The following is a 25,485-nucleotide window of genomic DNA, read 5'->3' on the forward strand; positions in this document are numbered from 1 at the left end:
ATGAATTTCAGATTCACCACACTAGGGTCTAAACCCAATCAGGATTTGGAGCGTGGTATGGTCGAAAATGGCACAGTTTCAGGAGCGGAACCGAAGGTGGAGTGTTCCTCCATCGAGGTTTCGCGACGCCAAAATGGGTTATTTTCGTCATATCCCTTCGGGACGTGGCGGATTTTGCCCCCGAATGCGTCGAAAAACCCTCGTGGTGGGGGACACCACGTCGGCCTTTCCTCCTGTTCAGGAACAAAATCCGGCTCACGCCACGCCCGAAACCTGATTGAGTTTAGACCCTAAAGCGAAGTGCCGCTACCCGATCAGGTAGCGGCAAAGACCTGCCGCGCCGATGCCGATCAGCACTGTCGGCAGCATGGAAAAGCGCGTTGCGGCGAAGATCGTGATCGCAAGCGCGACGAGGTCCGCCGGCTTGTCGGAGACGAAATCGGGGGCGATGACCGAAATCAGGACACAGCCGGGAGCGGCTTCCATCACTGCCGTCGCGCGCTTGCTGAGCGTGCGGTTGCGCAGCAGCACATAGCCGCCGATGCGGGTCAGATAGGTGACGCTTGCCATCAGGACGATGGTGAGAACGGCTAAGGGATCGATCATTCTTCACCTGCCAGCAGATAGGCAGCGACCAGGCCGGAAAGGGCGCCGGCGGCGACATACCACGCGCCGGGAACGGCGAGATAGGTCAGCGCGGCGACCACGAGGCTGACCAGCCACGGGCGCGCCGCCGCAAAGCCTTTCCACATGCCCGCGAGCAGCACCAGAAACACCGCCGGAAACGCCATGTCGAAACCATAGGGGCGCAGGTCTCCCATCATCGGGCCGAAGGCCGCGCCAAGCGTGGTGAAAACCACCCATGCCAGATAGAAGGGGATGGCCACACCGGCGTAAAAGGTCAGGCTCAGCGCCGGGTTGACGCCCTTCGACTGACGGCGCTTCGCATCGGCAAGGCCGAGCGCCCAGCTTTCATCGCACATGAGGAAAAGGCTTGCGAAAGCCTTGCGCCTGGGCAGATGGCGGATGAACGGAGCCAGTGCGGCGCCCATCAGGAGATGGCGGCTGTTGACCAGAAGGGTGATCGCCGCGATCAGCAGCACGTGCGGCGGCGAGGTCCAGAGCTGGATGGCCGCGAATTCGGAACCGCCAGCAAAGTTCAGCCCGGTCATCAAGGGCACTTCGACGACACTGAGGCCCTTCTGCGCCGCCTGCGCGCCCAGAACGAGCGCGTAGGGAATGATGCCAAGCAGAACCGGCAGGCCGGCTGCGGCCCCACGACGAAATTCCGAGCCGCGCCCGGACCTGCTTTTCTGTGGCACATAGGCCTGTGAAATATCCATGAAATTCCCGTTGGCTGGCCAGCGAGTGGCCGCCCCCTAATCCGTGCCTTACGTATATGCTTGAGTGTCTGCTGGCAAAAGTCGCCGTGCCGGTCCTCGAAAATTACCATTTTCGCCGCGGCCTGCCGCTTTTTGCTTCAGACACTGAGAAGTTTCGCAATTATAACCAATCCCGTGAGCAATTTGGTTGCGAATTGCTCGCTATTGCCTCAAGATTTGGCAGGTAATGCCAATAGCGTCATGAAAAATGGAATCGTGAACCAATGAAGCTGGATGAGACCGACAAGCGGATTCTGCGCGTGCTGCAACGTGACGGACGGATCGCCAATAACGATCTGGCGCGTGAGGTCGGGCTGTCGCCGTCGCCCTGCCTGCGGCGGGTGAGGCTTCTGGAAGAAGCGGGCGTGATCGACCGCTATGTGGCCGTGCTGAACCCGGCCAAGATCGGCAAGGGGCTGACCTTCTTTACCCGCATCCGGCTGGACCAGCAGGATGAGGAGACGCTGCAAACCTTCGCCAGGGAAATCCTCAAGCTGCCGCAGGTGCTGGAGTGTTATTTCATGCTGGGCGATTACGATGCGATGATCCGCGTCGTGGCGGCGGATATCGAGGAATATCGCCGTTTCCAGTCGGAATATCTGAGCCGGATCAAGGGCGTGCAGAACCTCAAGACCGACGTGCCGAGCCAGACGGTGAAGCAGACATCGGCAATGCCGCTTTGATACCGCCCGGCTGAAACCGGGCCTGCCGTCAGGGATGGGGCAGGGGAAAGCCGTGCCGCTCGGAAAGAGCGGCGAGAATGGCATCCTTGTCGCTGATGAAGGCCCGTCCGCGATATTCGCCCGTCTGATGCACGGAGCGCTCGCCCTCCCGCAGGATCAGAAGGGGCAGCGACTGGTTTTCCTCGCCCACGAGTGCGACGATCTCCGGCCGGGGCCTCGGCCAGGCGATGCGTTCGACATCGAGGCGGCTCGCCTGGTCTGGAAATGACGCCAGCATGCCTTCCATGAGAACGCAGTGCCAGCAATAGAAACGTTGGCCGGGAAAAGCCGGATCTTCGAAACCCGGTCGCAGCAGAAAGAGCTTGTCGCGCTTCATTGAAGGGCCTTTCCGTGGGATAGCCATGAGAACCTGATCATAAATCACCATTTTCGCGCGCATGTCGCTTTTTGATTCAGGCTTCAAGCGGCAACGTATGATCGCTATGGCACGGTCGATCCGTCGATGAAAGGCATCGACCGTTCAATTCTTCATTGATGCGGGCCGCAACCTCGAAGAAGCGTTCGCGCATTTCCGGCGCAAAAGGGTTGGCGTGCTCGATGGCGTGAAACACTTCCGGCGCATCGTGGCGCACCATGTCGACCGCCTGCATCAGCAGGTCGAAGCTTCTGGTCGTCATGCGGGCGGGCAGCGGCTCCATCTGAACCAGAACCCTGGCGATCAGATGGGTCAGCCCCTGCACCATGGCCGCTTCGCGGTCATGATCTTCCGGCGTCGTCACGATGACGTCGAGGGCGAGGCGCGTTTTCAGGAATGCCGCGACGCTTCGCGTCCGGTTGCCGCGCACGGGGCAAAGGGCGATTTTCAGACCGGCAACGCCGTCGCGCGCGCTTTGCGGGCCGAAAAGCGGGTGGGTGGCGACGATATCGACATGCGCGGGCAGGCGCCGCCGCATGATGTCGGCGGGCGCGACCTTGACCGAACCCACGTCGAGAACAAGCGCGCCGGGGCGCAGATGCGGCGCGATTGCTTCCACCACGCCGCCGAGGCTCGCGACTGGCGTGGCGAGGATGACCATATCGCAGCCTGCGGCCTCTTTTTGGCCGACGCGTTCGACGCCAAGCATCTGTGTCGTGTGTTCAAGGCTCGCTTCAAGGCCCGCGGCGGGATCGTGGGCATAGAGCCGGAAATACGGGTTCAGGTAGCGGGCGACAAGCTGCCCGAACGCACCGAAGCCGATGATCCCGATTGTCATTTGCTGATTTTTGTCGCGAGACATGAACTGACCTCTATGGGGCCGCATGGCCAGAGGTGCTGTCATTGAAACGAAACCGCTGGCAATGCAGCGGTTGAAGATTATGACAAAGCAAACCCGCCGCTATATGAGCGGGGCGTAATAAGACCGGGTGCTGACAGGTGCCTTGTTCATGCGGCTTAGCTATTCCCGCTTCGGACAGATGTCAACACACCGTCTATTTCAGATAGGCGCGGACCACGTCGACCAGTTCGCCAGCGCCTTCGTCTCGTTCGTTCTGCGGCAGGTCGCCGTCCGCGACATGCATCAGGATATGATCCTCGATCACTTCCGCCATCAGCCCGTTGACCGCGCCGCGAACCCCGGCGATCACCTGCATGACCTCGGCGCAGCCTTTCTCATCCTCCAGCATCCGTTCCACACCCTCAAGCTGTCCGCGAATGCGGCGCACGCGGTTGATGAGCTTCTGTTTTTCGCGGATGGTGTGGGTCATGAATGCTCCTGAAATCTGAATGGTCAGGCGGGGCGGGCTTCCACCTCCACCGTCACATGCGACAAATCGTGGATGGCTGCAAGCTTTTCGCGATAATAGGACGGCGCCCGCGGATCGGGCGTGACAATGGACACGATGGCGCTGTGATGGCCCGGACCGATCTGCCAGACATGCAGGTCGGCGATTTCGCCGCCTTCCTTCGCGATGATTTCGCCGATTTCCTGCGGCAGGTCTTCATCTTCGGGAATGTAGTCGAGAAGCGTCGCGCCCGCATCGCGGATCAGGCCCCACGACCAGCGTGCAATCACCAGTGCGCCGATGATGCCCATGGCCGGGTCGAGCCACAGCCAGCCATAGGCGCTGCCCAGCAGAAGCGCCGCAATGGCGAGCACCGAAGTCAGTGCGTCGGCCAGTACATGCAGATAGGCGGCACGCAGGTTCTGGTCATGTCCGTGATGGGTGTGCTCATGTCCATGGTCGTGCCCATGCCCATGATGATGGTGGGCGTGATCGTCTTTCAAAAGCCATGCGCAGACGAGGTTGACCACCAGTCCGACGACGGCCACCAGAATGGCTTCATGGAAATCGATGGCGACGGGAGCCGCAAAACGCTGGAAGCTCTCCCAGCCGATCAGCAGCGCAATCAGCGCCAGAACGATGGCGCTGGCGAAGCCTGCCAGATCGCCAAGCTTGCCGGTGCCGAAGGTGAAGCGGGGATCATGGGCATGTTTGCGGGCGTAAAGATAGGCGAGGGCGGCTATGAGCATCGCGGCTGCATGGGTGGACATATGCCAGCCATCGGCCACCAGCGCCATGGAACCATAGATGTTTCCGGCGACGATCTCGATCACCATCATCGCGGCGGTAATGGCGATGACGATCCATGTACGCCGCTCATTGCGCCGGTGATTGTCGCCCAGGAAAACGTGGTCGTGCCTGGCGGACAGGCGATGGGCGTGATGGTCCGAATGACGATGGTCGTTCATTATGCCGGTCTCCCTATTAAAATAGGGGGGTATACTATTTTCGGCATTCGTACAAGCCTGCCCGAAAGCAGGCTGGTCTGCCGGAAGCGCGTCGGCCCGCCGGAAGTGCGTCGGCCAGATCGCCTGAACGCAAGATGTGCAAAAGGCGCAAGGCTTCTCCCCCGGAGGTATGGCCTACGCCTATTCGGCGTGGCCCCTGTCCCGATTGCGGGAATCTTTTCGCATTTGCGTTCAGCTAAGATGCTCCCTCAGTCTTGGGGCAAAACCAATGGAGCGCCGCTGTCCGGCAACAGGAAACAGCGCTTTCAGTTTTGAAGCTGCGCATCGCGCCTGCAAATCCACGCCGGGCATATGGCCGGTACGGGCAGATGCGACAACGAGCGAAGAGCGGAGGGATTTATGTCTTCAGACGGAAATGGTCATACGCCTCGCAGCCGTGCCCGACGGCACTTTCTGGGGCTTGCGGCCGCTGCCGCTGCAAGGGCTGCGGCGGTGGGGGCGCTGGCGTCGTCGGTCTGGTCGCTGCCCGCGCGTGCGCTGGGCACGAAATGGTGGGAGCATGGTGACGGCGGGTCCGGCGGCTCCAATTGCCTGCTGAAGGGAACGCTGGTCGCCACGCCAGACGGCGCGGCGGCGATCGAGAGCCTGAAGCCCGGCGACCTCATCATCGGCGTTTCGGGAGAAACGATGCCGGTAAAATGGGTCGGACGGCAGAGCCTGCGGAAGGGCGGTGCGGTCTGGAACGACGTCATGATGCCGGTCCGCATCATGCGACATGCCATCGACGGCAAGATTCCGCATCGCGATCTTTATCTTTCGCCCAATCATGCGCTGTTCATCGACGGCGTGCTGATCCGCGTGAAAGATCTCGTCAATGGCGAAACCATAGTGCGCGCTCCGATGGAAGACGCGGTCGATTATTACAATATCGTGCTCGACCGTCATGCGGTGGTGCTGGCCGAAGGGGCGGCTGTCGAAACGTTTCTGTTGCGAGGCGACAGCTACCGGACCTTCACCAATTTCGCCGAATATGAGCGGCTTTACGGCGAGGAGCCGGGCATGGTGATGCAGCCTTGCGCGCCGGTGCTCGGTTATGAGGGTGCCCGCCAGCATATGCGCGCGCTGATGTGTATGAGCGGCGTTCTTCCGATGCGCGACAAGGTCGAGGAAACCTACCAGCGTCTGGCTGCAAGAGCCGGAAAGTGTGCGGCGTAACGGTAACAAAAGGCTGGTAGACCGGAACGGCAGGGTGCCGCGAGCGCCCTGTCGTTTTGTTGCGGGCGCGTTACAGCCGATCCATCAGCGCATACCATGACAGCGCGAGAAAGAGCAGCGGAGCGCGGAAGCTGCGCCCACCGGGGAAGGCGGGGATACGCAGTTCCTCGAAAAGTTTCAGCTTGTCGCGCTTGCCGGAAAGGGCTTCCGCGTAAAGTTGCCCCATATAATTGGCCAGCATCACGCCATGGCCGGAATAGCCGCCCGCCGAAATGACGCCGGGCATGACTTCGCGCACGAAGGGCTGGCGCGGCATGGTTATGCCGACCGAGCCGCCCCATGCGTGGGTGATCTCGACATTTTCCAGCGCCGGATAGATTTCAGCAATCTGGCGGCGGATATGGGTGCTGATGTCGCGGGGATTGTCCGCCGTATAGGCTTCGCGTCCGCCAAACAGCAGCCGACCGTCCTTTGAGCGGCGGAAATAGCGCACGACGAAACGGGAATCGTCCACCGATTCACCACCTGGAATGACTGTACTATCGTCGCCAAGCGGTGCTGTGGCCCCGATGAAGGAGCGGATCGGCATGACATGCGAGGCGCTGACGGGTTCCAGCAATCCGCCATGGGCGTTGACCGCGATAAAGGCGTGTTTTGCCGTGAGAGTGCCACGCCCGGTCTCGACCGTTATGCGACCGCTTGCCGTACTGATTCCTTTGGCTTTGGTGTTCTCGAAGAGATGCGCGCCTGCTGCCTTGGCGGCTTTGGCCATGCCGACCAGCAGTTTGAGCGGGTGAATATGGCCGGTGCCCGCATCGTAGACGCCGCCGTGATAGCGGCTCGAACCGAGAAGTGCAGCCATCTCCGCCTGTTCGACAAACCGGATATGCGGGTAGCCAAAGCGAGTTGCCATTTGTTCGGCATGGTCGCGATAGTGTTTGAGATAGCGCGGCTTGTGCGCCGCCGAAATCTGTCCCGGAACATATTCCATGTCGATTTTGTGTTGATCTGCGAAGGCGAGGAGGGAAGCTTTGGCTTCTTCCGCGACATCGAACAGGGCTTTGGCGCGCTCGAAGCCATATTCGGCTTCAAGGTCCTCGGCCCATGTACGCTGGCCGGTGCCGAACTGGCCGCCATTGCGTCCCGATGCGCCGTCGCCAAACCGCGCGGCTTCGATCAGAACCACATCTGCGCCTTGCCTGGCCAGATGATAGGCCGCTGACAGGCCGGTATAACCACCGCCGATGACGACGACATCCGCCTGCCGCGAGCCGTTGAGTTCGGGATAATGCGGGCGTTCGGTAACGCTTGCCTCGTACCAGGAATAGCCGGGGGAGATGGGGCTTTGATAGGGCATGGGTGGGTCCGTTTTAGGGGAGTAAGGGAATAAGGGAGTAGGGGAGTATGTTTAGCTATCCGATAGCTTGCGGATAAGAAGCCTGAGCAATTTACCAATGCTTTCGCTCATAGCCATAATTGGTTCAATTGCTTCTCTTTTAATAAAGCCCAATCTTTCGGCAATCAGCATATGAGTTTCTACTTCCTTCAACGAACCCTGAGCGATACGCAGGAATTGCTGATAGGCGCCACGCGTATCGCGCCCATAGCCTTCTGCAATATTGGCCGGTATTGAGACAGCAGCACGACGAACCTGACTTATCAGTCCAAAGGTTTCCTCCTTGGGCCAACGTTCAGTTGATTTATATATGACCGTCACTAACTCCATTGTCTGCTGCCAAACGAGAATATCCCGATAGGAATTGATTGCCATATCCATGCCCCCGCATATTTTATACTCCCCTACTCCCCTACTCCCCTACTCCCCTACTCCCCTACTCCCCTACTCCCCTAAACTAAACATTGAGCAGCAGGAACTCGCGTTCCCACGGGCTGATGACTTCCATGAAGGTTTCGAACTCGGCGCGCTTGATGGCGGCATAGGTCGTCATGAAGGAGGGGCCAAGCAGGTTGCGCAGTTCCGTGTCGCTCTCGAACAGTTCCACTGCGTCGATCAGGCCACGGGGAAGCTCCACTTCCTTGGTGTTGACGCTTGTGGTTGCCGGCTGTTCCGCGCCGGTCTTGTTGACAAGGCCGATCAATCCGCAGGCGAGCGACGCCGCCAGCGCCAGATAGGGATTGGCGTCCGAAGACGGAATGCGGTTTTCCACGCGGCGCGCATTGGGGTCGGAGCGCGGAACGCGGAACGCGGTGGTGCGGTTGTCGTAGCCCCATTTGACATTGACCGGCGCGGAGGCGCTCGGCGTCAGGCGGCGATAGGAATTCACGTAGGGAGCGAACATCACCAGCGCGTTGGGCACATGACGCTGCATACCGCCGATGAAGTGGCGGAACGCCTCGCTCTCGCTGCCGTCCTCATTGGTGAAGATGTTGCGGCCGGTCTTCTTGTCGATGATCGACTGATGGATATGCATGGCCGATCCGGGTTGACCCTGAATGGGCTTGGCCATGAAGGTAGCATACATATCGTGCTTGAGCGCTGCCTCGCGGATCGTGCGCTTGAACATGAAGACCTGATCGGCAAGCTCGACGGGATCGCCGTGGCGCAGGTTGATTTCAAGCTGGCCCGCGCCTTCCTCGTGGATCAGCGTGTCGATCTCCAGCCCCTGTCCCTCGGAGAAATGGTAGATATCGTCGATCAGTTCGTCGAATTCGTTGACGCCGGCGATCGAATAGCCCTGTCCGCCGCCGATGGCGCGCCCCGAACGGCCAACCGGCGGGGTCAGCGGATAGTCGGGGTCCGGGTTCTTTCGCACCAGATAGAATTCGATTTCCGGCGCCACGACCGGTTTCAGGCCGCGCTTGCTATAGGCGGCGATAACGTTGCGCAGCACGTTGCGCGGGGTGAATTCGACCGCGCGCCCGTCCTGATAGACGAGATCGCAGATTACCTGCGCCGTCGGGTCGGATTCCCATGGTACGGCGGAGAGGGTCGAAAGGTCCGGCAGAAGCTTCAGGTCGCCATCGTCTTCCGGGTATTGGAACCCGTTGCCGTCTTCCGGGTAGTCGCCGGAAATCGTCGTCATGAAAACCGCCGAAGGCAGGGCCAGCGACGTGTTGGAGGTGAATTTCTTCGACGGCATCATCTTGCCGCGCGCAACGCCAGCCTGATCGGGCGTGATGCATTCGATATCTTCGATGTCGCGCCAGGCGAGCCATTCCGTCGCCTGTTTCCAGTTTTTCACACCGCGAAGGGATTTGACATAAGTAGGCGTACGGCGACGCGGTGCGCGCGTGACCTTCTTTTCCGTCGTATCAGCAGACATCCATCACCAGAAAACGATTTCGATGACCGCATGATAGCTGCGCCGTTCACCAATGACAAATGGAGCGTCGCGCTTTTATGTGTGTCTCAGATGGTGTCGAACCGCGGCCGGAATGCAGGCAGAAGACTATCTTCCGGCGAAAAAAAGCCCCGGCTGGAATAGCCAGCCGGGGAGGTCAGTTGAGGAGATCCGAACATAAAGCGGGTGGTATATCAAGTGCGTTTCATCGATTTTCGTCGGCGATGACCCGGATGGACATTCTGTCGCTGCCCCCGCGCTGCCGCAGGCACGCAAAAGACAAGACCGCGTTGCCGAAGGCACGCAAAGGAGAAGACCATGGCGGCGAAGGCGAGGGTGACGAGCGCCGTCATGGGTTGTGCGTGACGATGACGGGGATCATCAGATCGCCCCAGTTGCCTTCGCCGTTCCCGCGTTGCCGAAGGCACGCAAAGGAGAAGACCATGGCGGCGAAGGCGAGGGTGACGAGCGCCGTCATGGGTTGTGCGTGACGATGACGGGGATCATCAGATCGCCCCAGTTGCCTTCGCCGCCATGATGCCGGGCCGAGCGGACCAGTTCCACCGAGACGCCCGCCTCGACCGCCTTCATGACGGTATAGTTGAGACGATGCAGGTCGTTGGCGAGCATACGGATGATGGTCTGCTGATCCGTGGTCATGCTCGAAGATTGTTCTTCTGCTCTTTCCTTGACGCGTGCTGGCGAATTCATGGGACTGTTCCTCCTTGTTTGATGGTCCCGGCTGCTATTCGGCAGCCGGTCTGAACTGTGCGGTTTCGGTCGATTCACTCATGGCGGTGGTCGAAGACTGGCCGCCGGTAATGGCGAGCGACACGGCATCGAAATAGCCGGTGCCGACTTCGCGCTGGTGCTTGGTCGCGGTGTAGCCATCGGCTTCGGCTGCAAATTCCGCCTGTTGCAGTTCGGAATAGGCCGCCATCTGACGATCCTTGTAGCCGCGAGCCAGTTCGAACATGCCGTGGTTGAGCTGATGGAACCCGGCCAGCGTGATGAACTGGAACTTGTAGCCCATGGCGCCCAATTCGCGCTGGAATTTGGCGATGGTGGCGTCGTCGAGGTTCTTCTTCCAGTTGAACGACGGCGAGCAGTTATAGGCAAGCCTCTTGCCCGGATGGGCCTTGTGCACGGCTTCCGCAAAGCGCCTGGCCTGTTCGAGATCGGGTTTGGACGTTTCCATCCAGATCAGATCGCAATAAGGCGCATAGCTGATGGCGCGGGCGATGCATGGCTCGATGCCGTTCTTCACCTGATAGAAGCCTTCCGCCGTGCGGCCTGCATCGTAATCCACGAATGGCTGGTCGCGCTCATCGATATCCGAGGTCAGAAGCTTTGCGGCTTCGGCATCCGTGCGGGCGATGATCAGCGTCGCGGTGCCCATGATGTCTGCTGCCAGACGCGCCGCGCTGAGGTTGCGGATATGCGCTGCCGTCGGGATCAGAACCTTGCCGCCGAGATGGCCGCACTTCTTTTCCGACGCAAGCTGGTCTTCATAGTGAACGCCTGCGGCACCGGCCTCGATGAAGGCCTTCATGATTTCAAAAGCATTCAGCGGCCCGCCAAAGCCTGCTTCCGCATCGGCGACGATGGGCGCGAACCATGTATCGACCGAAAGGCCCTTGCCTTCGGCGGTTTCTATCTGGTCGGCGCGCTGCAAGGTCCTGTTGATGCGCTTGGCCAGTTCGGGTGCCGCATTAGCCGGATAAAGCGACTGGTCCGGATACATGGCCGAAGCGGTATTGGCGTCGGCTGCAACCTGCCAGCCGGAGAGGTAGATCGCCTTCAGCCCGGCGCGAACCATCTGCATGGCCTGATTGCCGGAAAGCGCGCCAAGCGCATTGACGAAATTCTCCTCATTGATGAGCTTCCACAGGCGGTTGGCGCCCATCTCGGCCAGCGAATACCTGATCTCCACCGAACCGCGCAGCCTTTTTACATCTTCGGCGGTATGCGTGCGTTCGATGCCGTCGAAGCGGCCCTTGGGTGCCGAAGGAATGAGGCTGTAAAAATCTGTCATTTCGGTGTCTCCTCGTGTGATGCCATTCGATTTCAGAGCGGTTCGTGGTGGCTCCTGTCTGTGACGAGATTTACAATCGACTGACCGCAAGGGCCATAAAAACCGGATTTTTGGCGCCGAAATTGAGGTAATGCTGTCAGTGTTTTGACTTGATGGGGCTGTAAATTTGTAAATCTTGTCAAAGATGAAGAATGCAGCTATTTTGTCATGAATTGTAAAATCGCGATGATTGCCGGGAGGATACGCCTTTGAGCGAGCGCAAGATTTTCGCCGGTCCGCGCATCCGGCGCATTCGCAACGAACTGGCCCTGACCCAGACGGCAATGGCCGAGGCGCTCGGCATTTCGCCTTCCTATCTCAACCTCATCGAACGTAATCAGCGGCCTTTGACGGTGCAGCTTCTTTTGAAGCTTGCAAGCGTCTACAAGCTCGATCTGGACAGTCTTCAGACAGAAAGCGGTGCGACCATTGCCGGCCTCAAGGAAGTGTTTTCCGATCCGCTCCTGACCGGCGAACTTCCCGGCGATCAGGAGCTGGTGGAGATCGGCGAGGCCGCGCCCAATGCCGCCGCCGGTATCATGAAGCTTTATCGCGCCTATCGCGAGCAGCAGCAGCGTCTTTCCGATCTTTCGCAATTGCTGTCGCATGAGGGGAACGGGGCGCAGCTTTCGGCCACGCGCCTGCCGCTGGACGAAGTGCGCGACGTGATGGCGCGGCGCGCCAATCATTATCCGCGTATCGAGGAGGAGGGGACAAGCTTTTACACCCTGCTGAAGCCAGATGGCGATCTTTTGGCCGCGTTGAAAGACTGGCTGCGCCGCGAACACGGCATCACCGTGCGCACGCTGCCGGTGGCGACCATGCCCAACTGGCGCAGGCGCTACGACCGGCATTCGCAGCGTCTTTTCGTTTCGGAGCGCCTTTCGCCCTTCGATCAGTTGCAGGAAATCGCCATGGAGGCGGCGCTGATCCGTATGCAGGTGGTGATCGGCGCGGAAACGGAAAGCCTGAAGCTGTCATCCGGCGAGGCGAAGCGCATCGCCCGTTTCGAACTGGCGCGCTATGCCGCGCAGACGCTGATGATGCCCTATCGCCAGTTTCGCGATGCGGCGGTGCGGGCGCGTTACGATATAGATGTGTTGCGCACGCGTTTCGGCGTTTCGTTCCAGCAAGCGGCAAACCGGCTCACCACCTTGCAGCGGCAAGGCGCCAGCGCGCTGCCTTTTTTCGTGATGGAAATCGACCATGCGGGCAATCGCCTGCGTGTGGCGGGGGCGGAAGGTTTTCCGATGCGTTTCGGCGGGCAATGCCCGAAACTTCCGGTCTATGCCGCCTTCGCGCAGGCGGGCCAGGTTCTGGTCGAGCCGGTGGAATTGCCGGACGGTTCGGCATTCCTGACGATTGCCCGCACGCTGGAAGGGCCGCAGGGGGCCTTCGACGAGCGCCCGCGCCGCACGGCAATATTGCTTGGCTGCGCGCTGGAGGCCGGAGCCGAAACCGTCTATGGCGCATCTCTTTCAAAAGCGGGAAATACGGAAACCGGACCGGCCTGCCGCCTCTGCGAGCGGCAGGGCTGCATCACCCGCGCCGAACCGCCCCTGACCCGCCCGCTCGGTCTGGACGAGATGGTGGCGGGGCTGTCCGCCTTCGACTTCCAGTGAAATGCAATTTTTATGTTCGTCCTGTCACGGGACAGTTGACGAACGCGGTGCAATCTAAAAAAGTGCAATAAAGAAACTGTATATCCACCTTGAACCTGCACTGAAAATAATCGTGCAAGATGGAGCACAAAATGGGGATCAAATCCTTTCTTCTGACGACGACCATGATTACGGGTCTTGTCGCTGCGACGACGCTTCCGGCCGGTGCGCAGGAGCGGGTGGTCAATATCTATAACTGGTCGGATTATATCGATCCTCAGATTCTTGAGGATTTCAAAAAAGAGACCGGTATCAACGTTGTCTATGACAACTATGACTCCAACGAGATTCTGGAGACAAAGCTTCTGGCCGGTGGTAGCGGCTACGACGTCGTGGTGCCGTCGGGCGAGTTTCTCGGTCGCCAGATTCCGGCAGGCGTGTTTTTGAAGCTCGACAAGGACAAGCTGCCGAACATCAAGAATATGTGGGACGAAATCTCGACCCGCGCCGCGACCTACGATCCGGGCAACGAATATTCCGTCAATTATATGTGGGGCACCACGGGCATCGGCTATAACAAGGCCAAGATCAAGGAAGCGCTCGGCACCGATACGATCGACTCGTGGGATGCGCTGTTCGACCCCGAAAAATCGGCCAAGCTGAAGGATTGCGGCATTTATCTGCTCGATTCCGCCAGCGAAATGCTGCGCCCGGCGCTGAATTATCTGGGTCTCGACCCGAATTCGCCTTCGGCGGAGGATTTGCAGAAGGCGCAGGATCTTTATCTCAAGATCCGCCCGAATATCCGCAAGTTCCATTCGTCAGAATATATCAATGCGCTGGCCAATGGCGATATCTGCATGGCCGTCGGCTATTCCGGCGACATCTTCCAGGCGCGCGATCGCGCGGAGAAGGCCAAGCAGGGCGTCGAGATCGGCTATTCGATCCCGAAGGAAGGCGCGCTGATATGGTTCGACCAGATGGCGATCCCGGCCGATGCCAAGCATGTGCCGGAAGCGCTTGAATTCATGAACTACATCATGCGTCCCGAAGTGGCGGCCAAGGCATCGAACTATGTCTTCTATGCCAATGGCAACAAGGCCTCGCAGGAGTTCATCGAGAAGGAAATTCTCGAAGACCCGGCGATTTACCCGACGGAAGACGTCATGAAGAAGCTGTTCGTGCCGACCCCCTACGACACCAAGACCCAGCGCGTCGTGACCCGCGCCTGGACGAAGGTCGTCACAGGCCAGTAAGCGCCAAAATAGTATGGGACCCATCTGTCCCGCCCGACATCGTGAAGAGCGGCCCACTGTGCAGACGGAGGGCCGTTCTGCGTCTTGTAACGGTGGGTTTTGCCCGCGGGGGATCGGGTTCCGGTTAGTTTATAGGGGAACGGAATGGAATCTTTTGGCAGTTTTCGCCGCAAATTTGCGCCCTGGAACGACCCGGCGGCCAAACCCTTCATTTCTTTTGAGAATGTGACGAAAATCTTCGGCGATTTCACCGCCGTCGATGATCTGTCGCTCAATGTCTTCAATCGCGAATTCTTTGCGCTGCTGGGCGCTTCGGGCTGCGGCAAAACCACGCTGATGCGCATGCTGGCGGGTTTCGAGGAGCCGACATCGGGCCGCATCACGCTTGACGGTCAGGATCTGCGCGGAATTCCGCCCTACAAGCGCCCGGTCAACATGATGTTCCAGTCCTATGCGCTGTTCCCGCATATGACGGTGGAGAAGAATATCGCCTTCGGTCTGAAGCAGGACGGCATGGCGAAATCGGAAATCGACGACCGCGTCGCCGAAATGCTGAAGCTCGTGAAGCTGGAACAGTTCGGCAAGCGCAAGCCGCACCAGCTCTCCGGCGGTCAGCGCCAGCGCGTGGCGCTTGCCCGTTCGGTCGCCAAGCGCCCCAAGGTGCTGCTGCTGGACGAACCGCTTGGCGCGCTCGACAAGAAGCTGCGCGAGCAGACCCAGTTCGAGCTGATAGATTTGCAGTTCAAGCTCGGCATGACCTTCATGGTCGTCACTCATGATCAGGAAGAAGCCATGACCATGTCCGACCGTATCGCGGTGATGGACAAGGGGCGTATCAGGCAGGTGGCGACGCCGGCGGAAGTTTATGAAGCGCCGCGTTCCAAGTTCGTCGCGGACTTCATCGGCAATGTGAACATCATCGAAGGCGAGGTGGTGAAGGCGGGCGGTGGCGCGGCGGAAATCGCCACCGAGAAATTCGGCTTCCATATCCAGACCGAAACCCGCGAGGAACTGAGCCCCGGCCAGAAGGTCTGGTATGCGGTGCGCCCGGAAAAGACGCGTATTTCACGCGAAAGGCCGGAAGAGGCATCCGTGAATGCGGTTGACGGGGAACTCTGGGATATCGCCTATTTCGGGGACATGACGGTTTTCCATGTGCGCCTCGACAATGGCCGCACCGTCAAGGCCGCAAGCCTCAACGCGGTGCGCCGGACGGAAAACCCGCTCACCTATGACGAGCGTGTCTGGGTTTCCTTCGATACCGACGCCGGTCTGGTGCTGACGGCCTGAGGAGGGCAAGCCCATGCAGAAGCTGATTGCTTCCATCGCCAGCCGCCTTGTCATCGCGGTGCCCTATTTCTGGCTGCTGGTTTTCTTCCTTGTCCCGTTCTTCATCGTCTTCAAGATTTCTCTTTCCGAAGTTGCGATGGCGATCCCGGCCTATGTGCCGACCTTCGATCTGGCACAGGGGCTCGCGGCCAGTTGGGAAAAGCTGAAACAGCTTTCCTTCGATAATTACCTGTGGCTGCTGGACGATCCGCTCTATTACAAGGCCTATCTGTCGAGCGTTCGCATTGCGGCCATTTCGACTTTGCTGACGCTCGTCGTCGCCTATCCGATGGCTTACGGCATTGCGCGCGCGCCTTCGACGATCCGTCCAACATTGCTGATGATGGTGATCCTGCCGTTCTGGACCTCGTTCCTGATCCGCGTTTACGCATGGATCGGCATTTTGAAGCCCGAGGGCCTGCTCAATCAGTTCCTGATGGGACTGAACGTCATCGATACGCCGCTCAATATCCTGAACACCGACACGGCCGTGTTCATCGGCATCGTCTATTCCTACCTGCCTTTCATGGTGCTGCCGATCTATTCGTCGCTGGAAAAGATGGATTATTCGCTGATCGAGGCGGCGCAGGATCTGGGATGCACGCCGCTCAGCGCATTCTGGAAGATCACCTTTCCGCTGTCGCTGGCCGGTGTGCTGGCGGGGTGTTTCCTCGTCTTCATCCCGGCGGTGGGCGAATTCGTCATTCCCGATCTCCTTGGCGGTTCCGAGACGCTCATGATCGGCAAGACGATCTGGAGCGAATTCTTCTCCAACCGTGACTGGCCGGTGTCGTCGGCGGTGGCGGTGGTGCTGCTGGTTCTGCTGATCGTGCCGATCGTCATCTTCCAGCAGGTACAGGCGCGGGCGCAGGAAAAGGGCAAATAAATGAACAGTAACTGGTCCCGTTTCAATATAGCATCGGTGGTCGTTGGCTTTGCCTTTCTTTATCTACCCATCGTTCTTCTGGTGATCTATTCCTTTAACGAATCCCGCCTTGTTACTGTCTGGGCGGGCTTTTCAACCAAATGGTATGGCGAACTGTTCCGCAATCAGGCCCTGATGGACGCCGCATGGGTGACGATCCGCGTCGGCATTCTGTCTGCGACCATCGCCACCGTGCTGGGCACGCTCGCGGCCCTTGCGCTTACCCGTTACACGCGTTTTCGCGGACGTATCCTGTTTTCCGGCATGGTCTATGCGCCGCTGGTGATGCCCGATGTCATTACCGGCCTGTCGCTGCTGCTTTTGTTCGTGGCGATGGATTTCGACCGCGGCTTCTGGACGGTGACGCTCGCGCATATCACCTTCGCCATGTGTTTCGTGGCGGTGGTCGTGCAATCGCGTCTGGTGAGCTTCGACCGTTCTCTGGAAGAGGCGGCGATGGATCTTGGCGCGCCGCCGGTCACGACCTTCATGAAGATTACGCTGCCGGTCATCATGCCTGCCGTGGTTTCCGGCTGGATGCTGGCTTTTACCCTGTCGCTCGACGATCTGGTGATTGCAAGCTTTACATCGGGGCCGGGGGCGACCACGCTGCCGATGAAGATCTACAGCCAGGTGCGCCTTGGCGTGACGCCGGAAATCAACGCCGTCTGCACGATCCTGATCGGGCTTGTAACCACCGGCGTCATCATCGCGTCGGTGATCAACAAGCGCCGCGAAGTGCAGCGACGCCGTGACGAACAAGCTGCGTTCCGCATGTCGTAAAGAGGGCGATTACTGTCCTGCGCCCATCGATGACGGAGAGATAAAGGGCCGGTCCCACGAGCCGCCGACGAAGAAATTCAGCGGCGGCTTGGCCTGCGATTCTGAGGCCGGTTGCTGGCCGTTTTGGGCATCGGCATTGTTTTCCGGCTGCGGCTGGCTGTTCGGGAAGATGACCTCGCCGCTCAGCGCAAGGCTGCGATCCACAAAAGGCACGATGCCGGCGAGATTGAGCGTTCCGTCCGATGTATCGAGCCGGGCATTTTCCAGCGTCGCCACGCCGTCGGAGAGATTGGCTTTCACATCGAGGCGGTTGAAGGCGAGCGCGACATTATCCTTGCGCTCCAGCGCGAAAAAGCGCTGGCTCTGCGCCTTGGCCAGAAAGTCCTGCACGGCAAACCCCTGCATCTGCCCGTTATCGAGCTGAACGGAGACATTGCCCTGCGCACTCGAAAGCAGGCTGGACCAGCGGTTGACCGGGCCTTTCATGGAAAGCGATACATTGCCCTTGCCGCTGATGAACGGCTTTTCGAAGCCGAGCGCGGTCAGAAATTGCGTTGCTTCTATCCCGGACGCGTTGAAGCGCAATTCGCCTGTGGCGCTCTTGAGGTCGCGCACGATCTGCACATTGGCCTGCATGATGCCGTTGAAGGCTTTGGCATCGCCGATATCGAATATAGCGCGGCCGCCGCGTATCTGCACCGCCGCGGCAACACCCGTCATGTTGACGGGACCGGCTGTGGCGTTCTGTGCGGACAGACGCAGATCGACCTCCGCGCGGTCGATGAAACTCGTATCGACGGCATCGCGGTCATGGCTGTCGCGTTCGTTTGGCGAGCGCGCGCTGCTGTCAGGCAGGGGAATGAAGGCCGAGAACAGGCGTCGCAGGTCGAGCTTGTCGAAAGCGAGCGTGCCGTTAACGGCGGGCTGTTCGCTTTCAAGGCCGATCTCGATGACGCCCTTGGCTGGACTGTCGCTGGCCGTCATTTCCACATCGGCGAATTTCAGCCGTTTCGGCGTCGCGGTGATGGTGGATTCCAGCGAGAAAGCGCCGATTTCCGCGCTGCCGGCGATAGGCGGTAGGCTCAGCCAGCGCACCGCGCCGCTAAGCGACGGCGTCGTGGCCGTCAGATCGCCCTCGAAAAAGCGGTCCTTGGAAATATTCGCCTTGCCCTGAAAGGTGAGGCTGAGCGGATTGGCGGTGAGGCTTGCGGTGACATCCGAAGTGCCGCCTGCCAGCAAGGGCAGGGCCTGTGTGGCGCTGAGGCTGAATTGCGAGCTTTCATCGCGCCATTTGGCGCTGCCCTTGAGCGTTGCGGCGCTCGACGTGCGCGGCCATTCCAGCGTGGCGTTGACATCGGTTATCTGTTCGTCGCGGGCGATTTCGGGATTGCTGTCGGGACGGTTGAAAGCGATCACACCGTCGCGGACCACGACGCGGCCAAAGGGCTGCGACGTCTGCTGTGCGGCTTGCACATTATCGCCCGAACCGTTTTGCTGTAGCGCGCGCTGCGCACGAATGGCGGTGCCGAGACGCCCGTTGGAATTGCCGATGGCATCGAGAAGCTGCGCGAAATTCGAGACCGGACCGTCGAGATTTACGTGCGGCCGGACGATCTGCGTTTCGGAAAAGGAAATATGCCCCATGATGGCGTCGAGCGGCGACAGCTCCACATCGATGCGGTCGGCGCTCATCAGCGGCTTCTGGCCCTGGTCGGTGAGCTTGCTGAGCGTCACGCCGCTCAGTGAAGCGCGCAGAACCGGAAATACCTTCAGGCGCGGGGCCTGCCGCAGCTCGACACTATAGCCGGTCCATGCGCTGATTTCCTGCGCTACGCGAATACGGATGGCATCGGTGGAGACGATGAAAGGCACCACGGCCAGCAATGTCGCTGCAGCCGCGGCACAAAGAATGACGAGCGCAACTATGAGGCGGGTAAATCTGGGCCAGCGCATCAACCATCCAATCACTGAAACTCACTCATGCCGTAAACCGGCGGAAGCGCCTGGCACTTTTGCCGGAAATGCTGAAGCTGGCAACGGATTTCCCGCCCGGAATGACGGAATCAAACCGCCCGCGCCCGCTTCTGTCCTATGGTTAATCAATTGCTGCGCGGAAATTAACCCTGATTTTACAGTCGCTACCAATACGTAAACCCTGAATCAAGATTTTAAGCCATCGTTAACCGGCTTCACGCGATAAGGTGGGCAACACTGAGTGATGATCGAGCCGCCGTTTCCGGTGCTCCATTGCGAATTGCTCTTGTGTCCCTTTTGTCTCTTGAATTCTGATAGCGCCGGTTCGTCCGGCGCTTTTTTTTGCTCGCAGTGACGTGAAAAACCTCCCGCGAGGGGAGGTTTCCCGATTGCCTGCAATGCAGATCAGTCGGCCAGAACCCGTGTCGGCGGGAAGGCGATCTCGACCACGGTTCCCTGTCCCGGTGTGGAATCGATGGAGAATTGCGCCCGGTTGGCCTCCACCATGGCCTTGGTCAGGGGCAGGCCGAGGCCGGTTCCCTCGCTGCGCCAGTCCCTGGCGCTCTCCGCCTTGCGACGCTCCAGCGCATTGATCTGGCGGAACGGTTTCAGTGCCTGCTCGACCTCGGATTTGGTCATGCCGATGCCGGTATCGCGCACCCGCATCACCACATCGCCGTTCATTTCGTAGCTTGTCGAAACGATCACCTGACCGCCGGGAGCGGTGAAGCGCACCGCATTCGACAGAAGGTTCAGCGCCACCTGCTTGATCGAGCGCGTGTCGGCGACGATGTCCGGCAGGCTGGACTGGAAGCTGGAGCGGATGATGACACGTTCCCGATTGGCCTGAGGCTGCATCAGGGCGATGGCTTCGCCAATGGCATCGTTCAGCGAAACCGCCTCGAACTGCATGTCGAGCGCACCGGCCTCGATCTTGGAAATATCCAGAAGATCGTTCACCAGCGCCAGCACATGATTGCCGGAGCGGTTGATGTCGCGCAGATAGTCGCGATAGCGATCATTGCCGATCGGGCCGAATTTTTCATCGGCCATCAGCTCGGAAAAGCCGATGATCGCATTGAGCGGCGTGCGGATTTCGTGGCTGATGCGCGCCAGAAACTCGGTTTTTTGGTTCGAGGCGCGCTCGGCTTCCCGGCGCGCGCTGGTCAGTTCTTCCTCGGTACGCTTCCACTGGGTGATGTCGCGCAGGACGGCGCAGAATCCGTGCGTATGCGGCAGCTTGCCGATGGTCATGAAAAGCGGGATGAAGCCGCCGTTCGCTTCGCGCCCGATCACCTCGCGCCCGTCATTGAGAACGCTCAGCACGCCATTGCCGGAAAGCCCGTGCAGATAGTCCATCGCCGCGCGCTGGCTTTCGATGGCAAAAAGCATGGAGAAGAACTTGCCCTCGGTCTCGTCGCGCTCATAGCCGAAAAGGGCTGCCGCCGAATGGTTCATCGAACGGATGCGGCCTTCCGGGTCGATCAGCACGACACCGTCCGTCGCCGTGTCGAGAATGGTCTTCAGTTCCTCGACATGGGCTTCGAGCGCCCGCTTTTCCTTGTCCGCGTCACGCGAGACGGGCTGCTCCGCGGGAGCGGGCGTCGCCGCTGCCGATGGGGCGGCAACAGGCATCAGGCTCAGCATGAGCGCGCGGCCATCCCGCCAGGCAATGGCGTTGAGATGCGCATCGACGGGTTCCTCGCTGCCATCGGCGCGGCGCAGCACCATGCCCTGTCTGGTTTCGTCGCCGTCGCTCTCGCTGTTGAACAGCGCTTCGACGCCACCGGCATCGCGGATATCGTCCAGCGTTTCGTAGCCCGTCAGATCGAGCAGGGCCTGATTGACATAATGAATCTCGTCGCCCGAATGAATGATGACGGGCACTGGCAGATTGGCGAGAAGCGCAGTTTCATCCGCATGGGCGGTTTCGCTCGCCCTGCCGGTGTCGTCACGTGGCTCCCCGGCTGCGGTTGGCTCGACAAGCGGCTCGACAAGCGGCTCGGCTATCGCGGCGGGCGCCGGGCCATCCGTGACCGCCTTGTCGGCGGGAGCGTTCGTTTCGCTCTCGGCGCTTTCCGCGTGGGCATTGGCAATGCCCTGCTTGCGCAGGCGTTCCGCGATCTCGCGAAATGCATTGCGTTCGGTCTTCGTCAGGCCGCCCTCGGGGCGTTGCTGATGTTCACGCTCCTTCAGCATCCGGGTGCGATCTGCCGCCACCTTTTCCTGCGCACAGGCATTGAGCAGGCTGATGACCTTGTCGGATTCGCGCCGTCCGGGCGTTTCGGCAATATCGAGCGGCGGTTTGGGCAGCGTCGCGACCGGACGGTCGTCATTGGCGATTTCTTCGGTCAGCGCCAGAACGTCATCCTCTTCGACCGGGATCGCGGTTTCGTCCGGCGCGCTGGCGGGCTTTCGGGCTTGCGGAATACCGCCCGCAAGCACAAGGCCTATTTCTTCCGGGTCGCTCTCGGCTTCTGACGGGCGGACGATGCCGAAGCCGCGGAAACCCATGAATTCGCGGTCGCGGGAATAAACGGGGAGCGCCGCCAGTTCGACGGGCACACGCAGGTCGGTGCCTTCGACCGGCCACATCAGTTTTTTACCGGACCATGTATCGCGCCTGTCGAGAAGCTCCGCTATCGCTCCATCGGGATCGAAACCGAAGACATTCGCGACATCCGCAAAGCGGCGTCCGACGACATCGGCGGCATTCTGCCCGATGGTCGCGGACAGTTCCGGCGACACTTCGCTGAACGCGCCATCCGGTCCGACCTTCCAGATGAAGCGAGCCGGTGGCGCATCGCGATCGAATGCAAAACCGTGCGCCTCTGGCTGTTCTGCGGGTTCGGGTAATATTTCTTCCAGAATGTCCTCGGCCTCGCCGGGCAGTGCGACAGGCGCGGCGGCGGTCGTTACGGGGGCGTCGCCGACAATGCACAGGAGGTGCATCGGCGGCGTGTCGGTCAGGCGCGCGATCGCACCTGGCACCGAATGTTTTCCGGCGCGGATGCGGCGCTTGACGATACGGTCCGTGGCATCGGCAGCTTCGATGACAAGGTCGTCGAGCGTGGTTGCGGAAATGTCGAGCGCGGCGAAATGCGGGCTCGCCGCGATGACCCTGCTGTCGGCGTCGATCAGGGCAATGTGGGTGCTGTCGTCGCTGAGGCCGGAAATGACGGTATCGGCGCCGGGCCTGCCGCCATCGGCGGACAGCAGAAGGCCGGACACGCCGTCGGGAAGGGTGATATGCGAAACGCCGAGACGGGTGAGTTCCGAACGCAGCCCGCCGCCGAGCCGGACGGAGACGGTGCGCGGTGCGTCGCCCGCATCGGTATTGGATGAGGCGATCTGCCGCCGCGTCGCGATGGGAAGATCCAGCGCGCTGCGGATCATCTCTTCCACGCGATCGAAGCCGAACAGCTTCGCGCCGGGGCCGTTGACCCAGAGCACTGCCGACAGGTCGTGCGTCAGCACGAGCTGCGCATCGCCTTTGGCAAAGCCTTCGCGGATCGAATCCAGCGCGGCAATATCGATGAAGGGGTATGATCCTGACATACCGGTCCTTACCTGTTGTTTCGACCGCCCGCAGAGCCTGTTAACGCCCCGTTAATAAGCTTCTTGCGAGCGCGGGTCCATATTGCCATTGGATATGGGCCGCATTTTCTCTTTCATTAGTTAATGCGCGAAAGGCAATTTTACAGGCTCGGGCGATCATGGCGGTTGTGCACAGCCGGCTATGTGAAATGGTTACCAGCCTCTCACCAGACACTGAAGGATTCGATATTGAATCCGACAATTGGGAATTTCTGAAAAAAGAGCGCTATACTCTCTTGCAATGTGGATCGATTCTCCGTATGTGACCCCCTGTCGGCGGCACCAAGGTGCCATGCGCCAGGCAAAAAGGTACGCGGTCGTAGCTCAGTTGGTTAGAGCGCAGGATTGTGGCTCCTGAGGTCGTTGGTTCAACTCCAACCGACCGTACCATTACTTTCAAGTCATCCATCTACAATTATGTAATAATATCAACCGCTTAGGCGGAGTTTTTATTGTTGGTTCGATGTTTAACGTACCGTTTTGTGCTACATAGTGTGCAACAAAATGCGATACAAAGCGTGCTACTCGGTGCTATAATGCCGTTATGGCTGGATATCGTATCAAATCAGATCCGCATCGATATTTGAAAAACCGCGACGGCGTTTATCAGTATGTTCGCCGAGTCCCCATGTATGTTGCAGACAAGGATAGTCGCGCTCCTATCATCCGCATAAGCCTGAAAACAAGCGATTTGGCGTTGGCGATGACGAAGCGCAACGAGTACGAATCTGCTGACGACGCGCTATGGGCGATGCTAAAGGCTGGCGCTGACGGGGATAAGGCTCGGGCACTATATGATGCTGCCATTAAGCGAGCAGAAGCCATCGGAATTTCATATGTGCCAGCCGATAGGCTGCTTTCGTTTACAGATGAGGCGCTAGCCGCGCACTTAACTCATCGTCGAGATAGCGTGGACGAGAATACCGCTGTTTACGGAGCAGCTGGTGTTCCATCTGTGTCTGTGACGCAAGCCTTGAAAATTTATTTCGATGAGATCACGCCCGATGAACTGACGGGCAAGAGCGAAATCCAGAAAAAACGTTGGCGCGCACACAAGCAGCGCGCGATCGACCATTTTGTGAAGATCGTTTCAGATAAGGCTATTGCGGAGATTACGCGCGAGGACGCGCAGAAATTCTACAAGGTCTGGCTTCAGAAAATAACGCGACCAGCAAAGAACCAAGCAGCGATATCCGCCAGCATGGGCAATCGCATGATGGGCGGAATGCGCGTGCTATTTGCCGAATATTTCAAGCACATGGGCGATAGGGATAGGCCAAACCCTTTCCGCGATCTTAGTTTTGCGGAGAAAGTTGAAAAGTCGCGCCCGCCTATCCCAACGGATATCATCCAAGGGAAGTTCCTGACCTATGGCCCTCTCGTCAGCTTAAACGAAGAGGCTCGCGGTATCGTCCTGGCGATGATTGAAACAGGCTGTCGACCAAGTGAACTTTGCAACATTACGGCCGAGCACATATTTCTTGCCGACAAGGTTCCGCATATCCTGATTGCGCCTCGAAAAGACGCTGCAGATCCGCGTGAGATTAAAACCGCTTCGTCTGTTCGCAAGCTGCCGTTGGTCGGCATAGCGCATGAGGTTTTTAAGAAACATCGGAATGGCTTCCCTCGTTACAAAAACAAGGAAGACACGCTATCGGCGACGCTGAATAAGTATTTCAAGGACAACGAGCTTTTTCCGAAGGGTGCCGGCTATACCGTCTATTCGCTTCGCCACTCATTCGAGGATCGCATGAAAGAGGCGGGCCTGGACGATGAACTGCGCCGAATGCTGATGGGTCATACAGTTGACCGCCCACGATATGGCACGGGCGGTTCTTTGGAATGGCGAAAAGAGCAAATGGAAAAATTCACGCTGCCGTTCGATTCAGCCGTGATTTGATACGGTCGCGGATATTGTCGTTAGCAACCAGTTTGTTTTGCATGATCTCAATGCGCTCGTACAGCGGTATCAGCCGATCCTCCGTTTCGGGATACGCAGCGATAAGGTTAGCGATGTCACCGAGCCACCGTTCAGTGTCGGCATACGTATAGGCTGACATCCTCACTCCCTTTCCCGCAGTGCGGCGCGGGCTTTGCGCACATCGCCCACGGTAAAATAAGGCTCCCATGTTTCAATGTTGAACATAAGCCCATGCCCGTCCGGAATGTGGGCTAGAGTGCCTTCTGGTCCATCCGCCGTTTTAATCGCTGCAAACGGCTCCAGCGCCTTTTCAGCAGCCGCGAGCTTGGCTTCGAGGGCTTTCATACGCTTGTATATTTCAGACGGCTCATTCAAACCGGCCTCATAAAAGTGGAACTTCCCGTATTTAGGGATATTGTCATCCCCCCATTCAGCATCACCAATACCCGTTAAGTCGAGGCGCGCAACGTCCCATGTGACACCGCCAGCACCGGGAAATTCCTTAATGTGCATTTCTGTGGCTTTGGAAATTGCTTCCTCTGGAGTGTCTGCTTGAACTATTATCGCTCGTCCTTCATCCTGATCGTCAAAAGCCCAATCGCTATCTTTCAGGGCGTAATATGTCATTGCTCTTCTCCTGAATTATGAGCTTCTAAAGCATCTAGGATTTCTTGATGTTCTCCGGGTTCAGCGTTTGCTGCATCGAATAAA

24 protein-coding genes and 1 tRNA gene are annotated in these 25,485 nt (G+C 59.1%); 9 read left to right on the forward strand and 16 right to left on the reverse strand.

Going from position 1 to position 25,485, the window contains the following annotated elements; all coding sequences use genetic code 11:
• Positions 1 to 306 precede the first annotated feature (306 nt).
• On the reverse strand, positions 307 to 606 hold the full coding sequence (locus FHS76_RS15730) for an AzlD family protein (protein WP_183654701.1): 300 nt from the start codon (positions 604 to 606) through the stop codon (positions 307 to 309).
• A complete protein-coding gene (locus FHS76_RS15735; RefSeq protein ID WP_183654703.1) occupies positions 603 to 1,343 on the reverse strand; it encodes an AzlC family ABC transporter permease in 741 nt (246 codons plus the stop codon). Before FHS76_RS15735 ends, FHS76_RS15730 begins: the two co-directional genes overlap by 4 nt.
• A 263-nt stretch (positions 1,344 to 1,606) precedes the next feature.
• Here FHS76_RS15735 and FHS76_RS15740 point away from each other — a divergent pair, with 263 nt between their 5' ends.
• Positions 1,607 to 2,065 (forward strand): Lrp/AsnC family transcriptional regulator, encoded by a 459-nt coding sequence (locus FHS76_RS15740; RefSeq protein WP_183654706.1) that lies wholly within the window; start codon positions 1,607 to 1,609, stop codon positions 2,063 to 2,065.
• A 28-nt stretch (positions 2,066 to 2,093) separates the two neighbouring features.
• On the opposite strand, the gene FHS76_RS15745 is transcribed toward FHS76_RS15740, so the two are convergent.
• The 4 genes from FHS76_RS15745 to dmeF all read right to left on the reverse strand — a co-directional run bounded on the left by FHS76_RS15745 (position 2,094) and on the right by dmeF (position 4,797).
• Complete coding sequence (locus FHS76_RS15745; RefSeq protein ID WP_183654709.1) at positions 2,094 to 2,441, reverse strand: DUF3088 domain-containing protein; 348 nt, start codon at positions 2,439 to 2,441, stop codon at positions 2,094 to 2,096.
• Positions 2,442 to 2,517: 76 nt separating this feature from the next.
• Positions 2,518 to 3,342 (reverse strand): prephenate dehydrogenase, encoded by an 825-nt coding sequence (locus FHS76_RS15750; RefSeq protein WP_183654711.1) that lies wholly within the window; start codon positions 3,340 to 3,342, stop codon positions 2,518 to 2,520.
• 193 nt (positions 3,343 to 3,535) lie between these two features.
• Complete coding sequence (locus FHS76_RS15755) at positions 3,536 to 3,811, reverse strand: metal/formaldehyde-sensitive transcriptional repressor (protein WP_183654714.1); 276 nt, start codon at positions 3,809 to 3,811, stop codon at positions 3,536 to 3,538.
• Between the two features lie 23 nt (positions 3,812 to 3,834).
• On the reverse strand, positions 3,835 to 4,797 hold the full coding sequence (gene dmeF / locus FHS76_RS15760) for a CDF family Co(II)/Ni(II) efflux transporter DmeF (RefSeq protein ID WP_183654729.1): 963 nt from the start codon (positions 4,795 to 4,797) through the stop codon (positions 3,835 to 3,837).
• A gap of 399 nt (positions 4,798 to 5,196) precedes the next feature.
• Between dmeF and FHS76_RS15765 the strand changes: the two genes are divergently transcribed.
• Positions 5,197 to 6,012 (forward strand): Hint domain-containing protein, encoded by an 816-nt coding sequence (locus tag FHS76_RS15765; protein WP_183654731.1) that lies wholly within the window; start codon positions 5,197 to 5,199, stop codon positions 6,010 to 6,012.
• Between the two features lie 70 nt (positions 6,013 to 6,082).
• On the opposite strand, the gene FHS76_RS15770 is transcribed toward FHS76_RS15765, so the two are convergent.
• The 6 genes from FHS76_RS15770 to aceA form a co-directional block, all read right to left on the reverse strand.
• On the reverse strand, positions 6,083 to 7,369 hold the full coding sequence (locus FHS76_RS15770) for an NAD(P)/FAD-dependent oxidoreductase (RefSeq protein WP_183654733.1): 1,287 nt from the start codon (positions 7,367 to 7,369) through the stop codon (positions 6,083 to 6,085).
• A gap of 51 nt (positions 7,370 to 7,420) precedes the next feature.
• Complete coding sequence (locus FHS76_RS15775) at positions 7,421 to 7,783, reverse strand: four helix bundle protein (protein ID WP_183654734.1); 363 nt, start codon at positions 7,781 to 7,783, stop codon at positions 7,421 to 7,423.
• Positions 7,784 to 7,865: 82 nt separating this feature from the next.
• Complete coding sequence (locus tag FHS76_RS15780) at positions 7,866 to 9,296, reverse strand: glutamine synthetase family protein (protein WP_183654736.1); 1,431 nt, start codon at positions 9,294 to 9,296, stop codon at positions 7,866 to 7,868.
• A 367-nt stretch (positions 9,297 to 9,663) separates the two neighbouring features.
• The gene (locus FHS76_RS22735; RefSeq protein WP_268902735.1) at positions 9,664 to 9,792 is read right to left on the reverse strand and encodes a hypothetical protein; all 129 of its coding nucleotides are present in this window, start codon (positions 9,790 to 9,792) and stop codon (positions 9,664 to 9,666) included.
• A complete protein-coding gene (locus tag FHS76_RS15785; RefSeq protein WP_183654739.1) occupies positions 9,789 to 10,025 on the reverse strand; it encodes an SMc00767 family acetate metabolism repressor in 237 nt (78 codons plus the stop codon). The genes FHS76_RS22735 and FHS76_RS15785 overlap by 4 nt, the downstream gene beginning before the upstream one ends.
• 34 nt (positions 10,026 to 10,059) lie before the next feature.
• Positions 10,060 to 11,349 carry an isocitrate lyase gene (aceA, locus tag FHS76_RS15790; protein WP_183654741.1) on the reverse strand — a complete coding sequence of 430 codons (1,290 nt, stop codon included), beginning with the start codon at positions 11,347 to 11,349 and terminating at the stop codon, positions 10,060 to 10,062.
• A 248-nt stretch (positions 11,350 to 11,597) separates the two neighbouring features.
• Here aceA and FHS76_RS15795 point away from each other — a divergent pair, with 248 nt between their 5' ends.
• The 5 genes from FHS76_RS15795 (at position 11,598) to FHS76_RS15815 (ending at position 17,282) form a co-directional block, all read left to right on the forward strand.
• A complete protein-coding gene (locus FHS76_RS15795) occupies positions 11,598 to 13,010 on the forward strand; it encodes a helix-turn-helix domain-containing protein (RefSeq protein WP_183654743.1) in 1,413 nt (470 codons plus the stop codon).
• A gap of 131 nt (positions 13,011 to 13,141) precedes the next feature.
• Positions 13,142 to 14,245: a polyamine ABC transporter substrate-binding protein gene (locus tag FHS76_RS15800; protein ID WP_183654745.1), complete on the forward strand. Its 1,104-nt coding sequence runs from the start codon at positions 13,142 to 13,144 to the stop codon at positions 14,243 to 14,245.
• 144 nt (positions 14,246 to 14,389) lie between these two features.
• The gene (locus tag FHS76_RS15805; RefSeq protein ID WP_183654747.1) at positions 14,390 to 15,535 is read left to right on the forward strand and encodes an ABC transporter ATP-binding protein; all 1,146 of its coding nucleotides are present in this window, start codon (positions 14,390 to 14,392) and stop codon (positions 15,533 to 15,535) included.
• A 13-nt stretch (positions 15,536 to 15,548) separates the two neighbouring features.
• Positions 15,549 to 16,460 (forward strand): ABC transporter permease subunit, encoded by a 912-nt coding sequence (locus FHS76_RS15810; protein ID WP_183654749.1) that lies wholly within the window; start codon positions 15,549 to 15,551, stop codon positions 16,458 to 16,460.
• Positions 16,461 to 17,282, forward strand: a complete 822-nt coding sequence (locus tag FHS76_RS15815; RefSeq protein ID WP_183654751.1) for an ABC transporter permease — start codon at positions 16,461 to 16,463, stop codon at positions 17,280 to 17,282.
• 9 nt (positions 17,283 to 17,291) lie between these two features.
• On the opposite strand, the gene FHS76_RS15820 is transcribed toward FHS76_RS15815, so the two are convergent.
• Together FHS76_RS15820 and pdhS are read right to left on the reverse strand one after the other, a co-directional pair.
• Positions 17,292 to 19,235 (reverse strand): AsmA family protein, encoded by a 1,944-nt coding sequence (locus FHS76_RS15820; RefSeq protein ID WP_183654753.1) that lies wholly within the window; start codon positions 19,233 to 19,235, stop codon positions 17,292 to 17,294.
• 426 nt (positions 19,236 to 19,661) lie between these two features.
• Positions 19,662 to 22,814, reverse strand: a complete 3,153-nt coding sequence (gene pdhS / locus FHS76_RS15825; protein ID WP_183654756.1) for a cell-division control histidine kinase PdhS — start codon at positions 22,812 to 22,814, stop codon at positions 19,662 to 19,664.
• 352 nt (positions 22,815 to 23,166) lie between these two features.
• Here pdhS and FHS76_RS15830 point away from each other — a divergent pair.
• A tRNA-His gene (locus FHS76_RS15830) sits at positions 23,167 to 23,243 on the forward strand.
• Between the two features lie 154 nt (positions 23,244 to 23,397).
• The gene (locus FHS76_RS15835; protein WP_235992696.1) at positions 23,398 to 24,753 is read left to right on the forward strand and encodes a site-specific integrase; all 1,356 of its coding nucleotides are present in this window, start codon (positions 23,398 to 23,400) and stop codon (positions 24,751 to 24,753) included.
• Here the strand turns inward: FHS76_RS15835 and FHS76_RS15840 are convergent.
• Together FHS76_RS15840 and FHS76_RS15845 are read right to left on the reverse strand one after the other, a co-directional pair.
• Entirely contained in the window at positions 24,722 to 24,913 is a 192-nt protein-coding gene (locus FHS76_RS15840; protein ID WP_043062530.1) for a hypothetical protein, read from the reverse strand. The genes FHS76_RS15835 and FHS76_RS15840 overlap by 32 nt on opposite strands.
• Positions 24,914 to 24,915: 2 nt before the next feature.
• Positions 24,916 to 25,401, reverse strand: coding sequence for a hypothetical protein (locus tag FHS76_RS15845; RefSeq protein WP_183654759.1), 486 nt, complete (start codon positions 25,399 to 25,401; stop codon positions 24,916 to 24,918).
• Positions 25,402 to 25,485 lie beyond the last annotated feature (84 nt).

Origin of the sequence: Brucella daejeonensis (assembly GCF_014199265.1) — a bacterium.
Classification (GTDB): domain Bacteria; phylum Pseudomonadota; class Alphaproteobacteria; order Rhizobiales; family Rhizobiaceae; genus Brucella; species Brucella daejeonensis.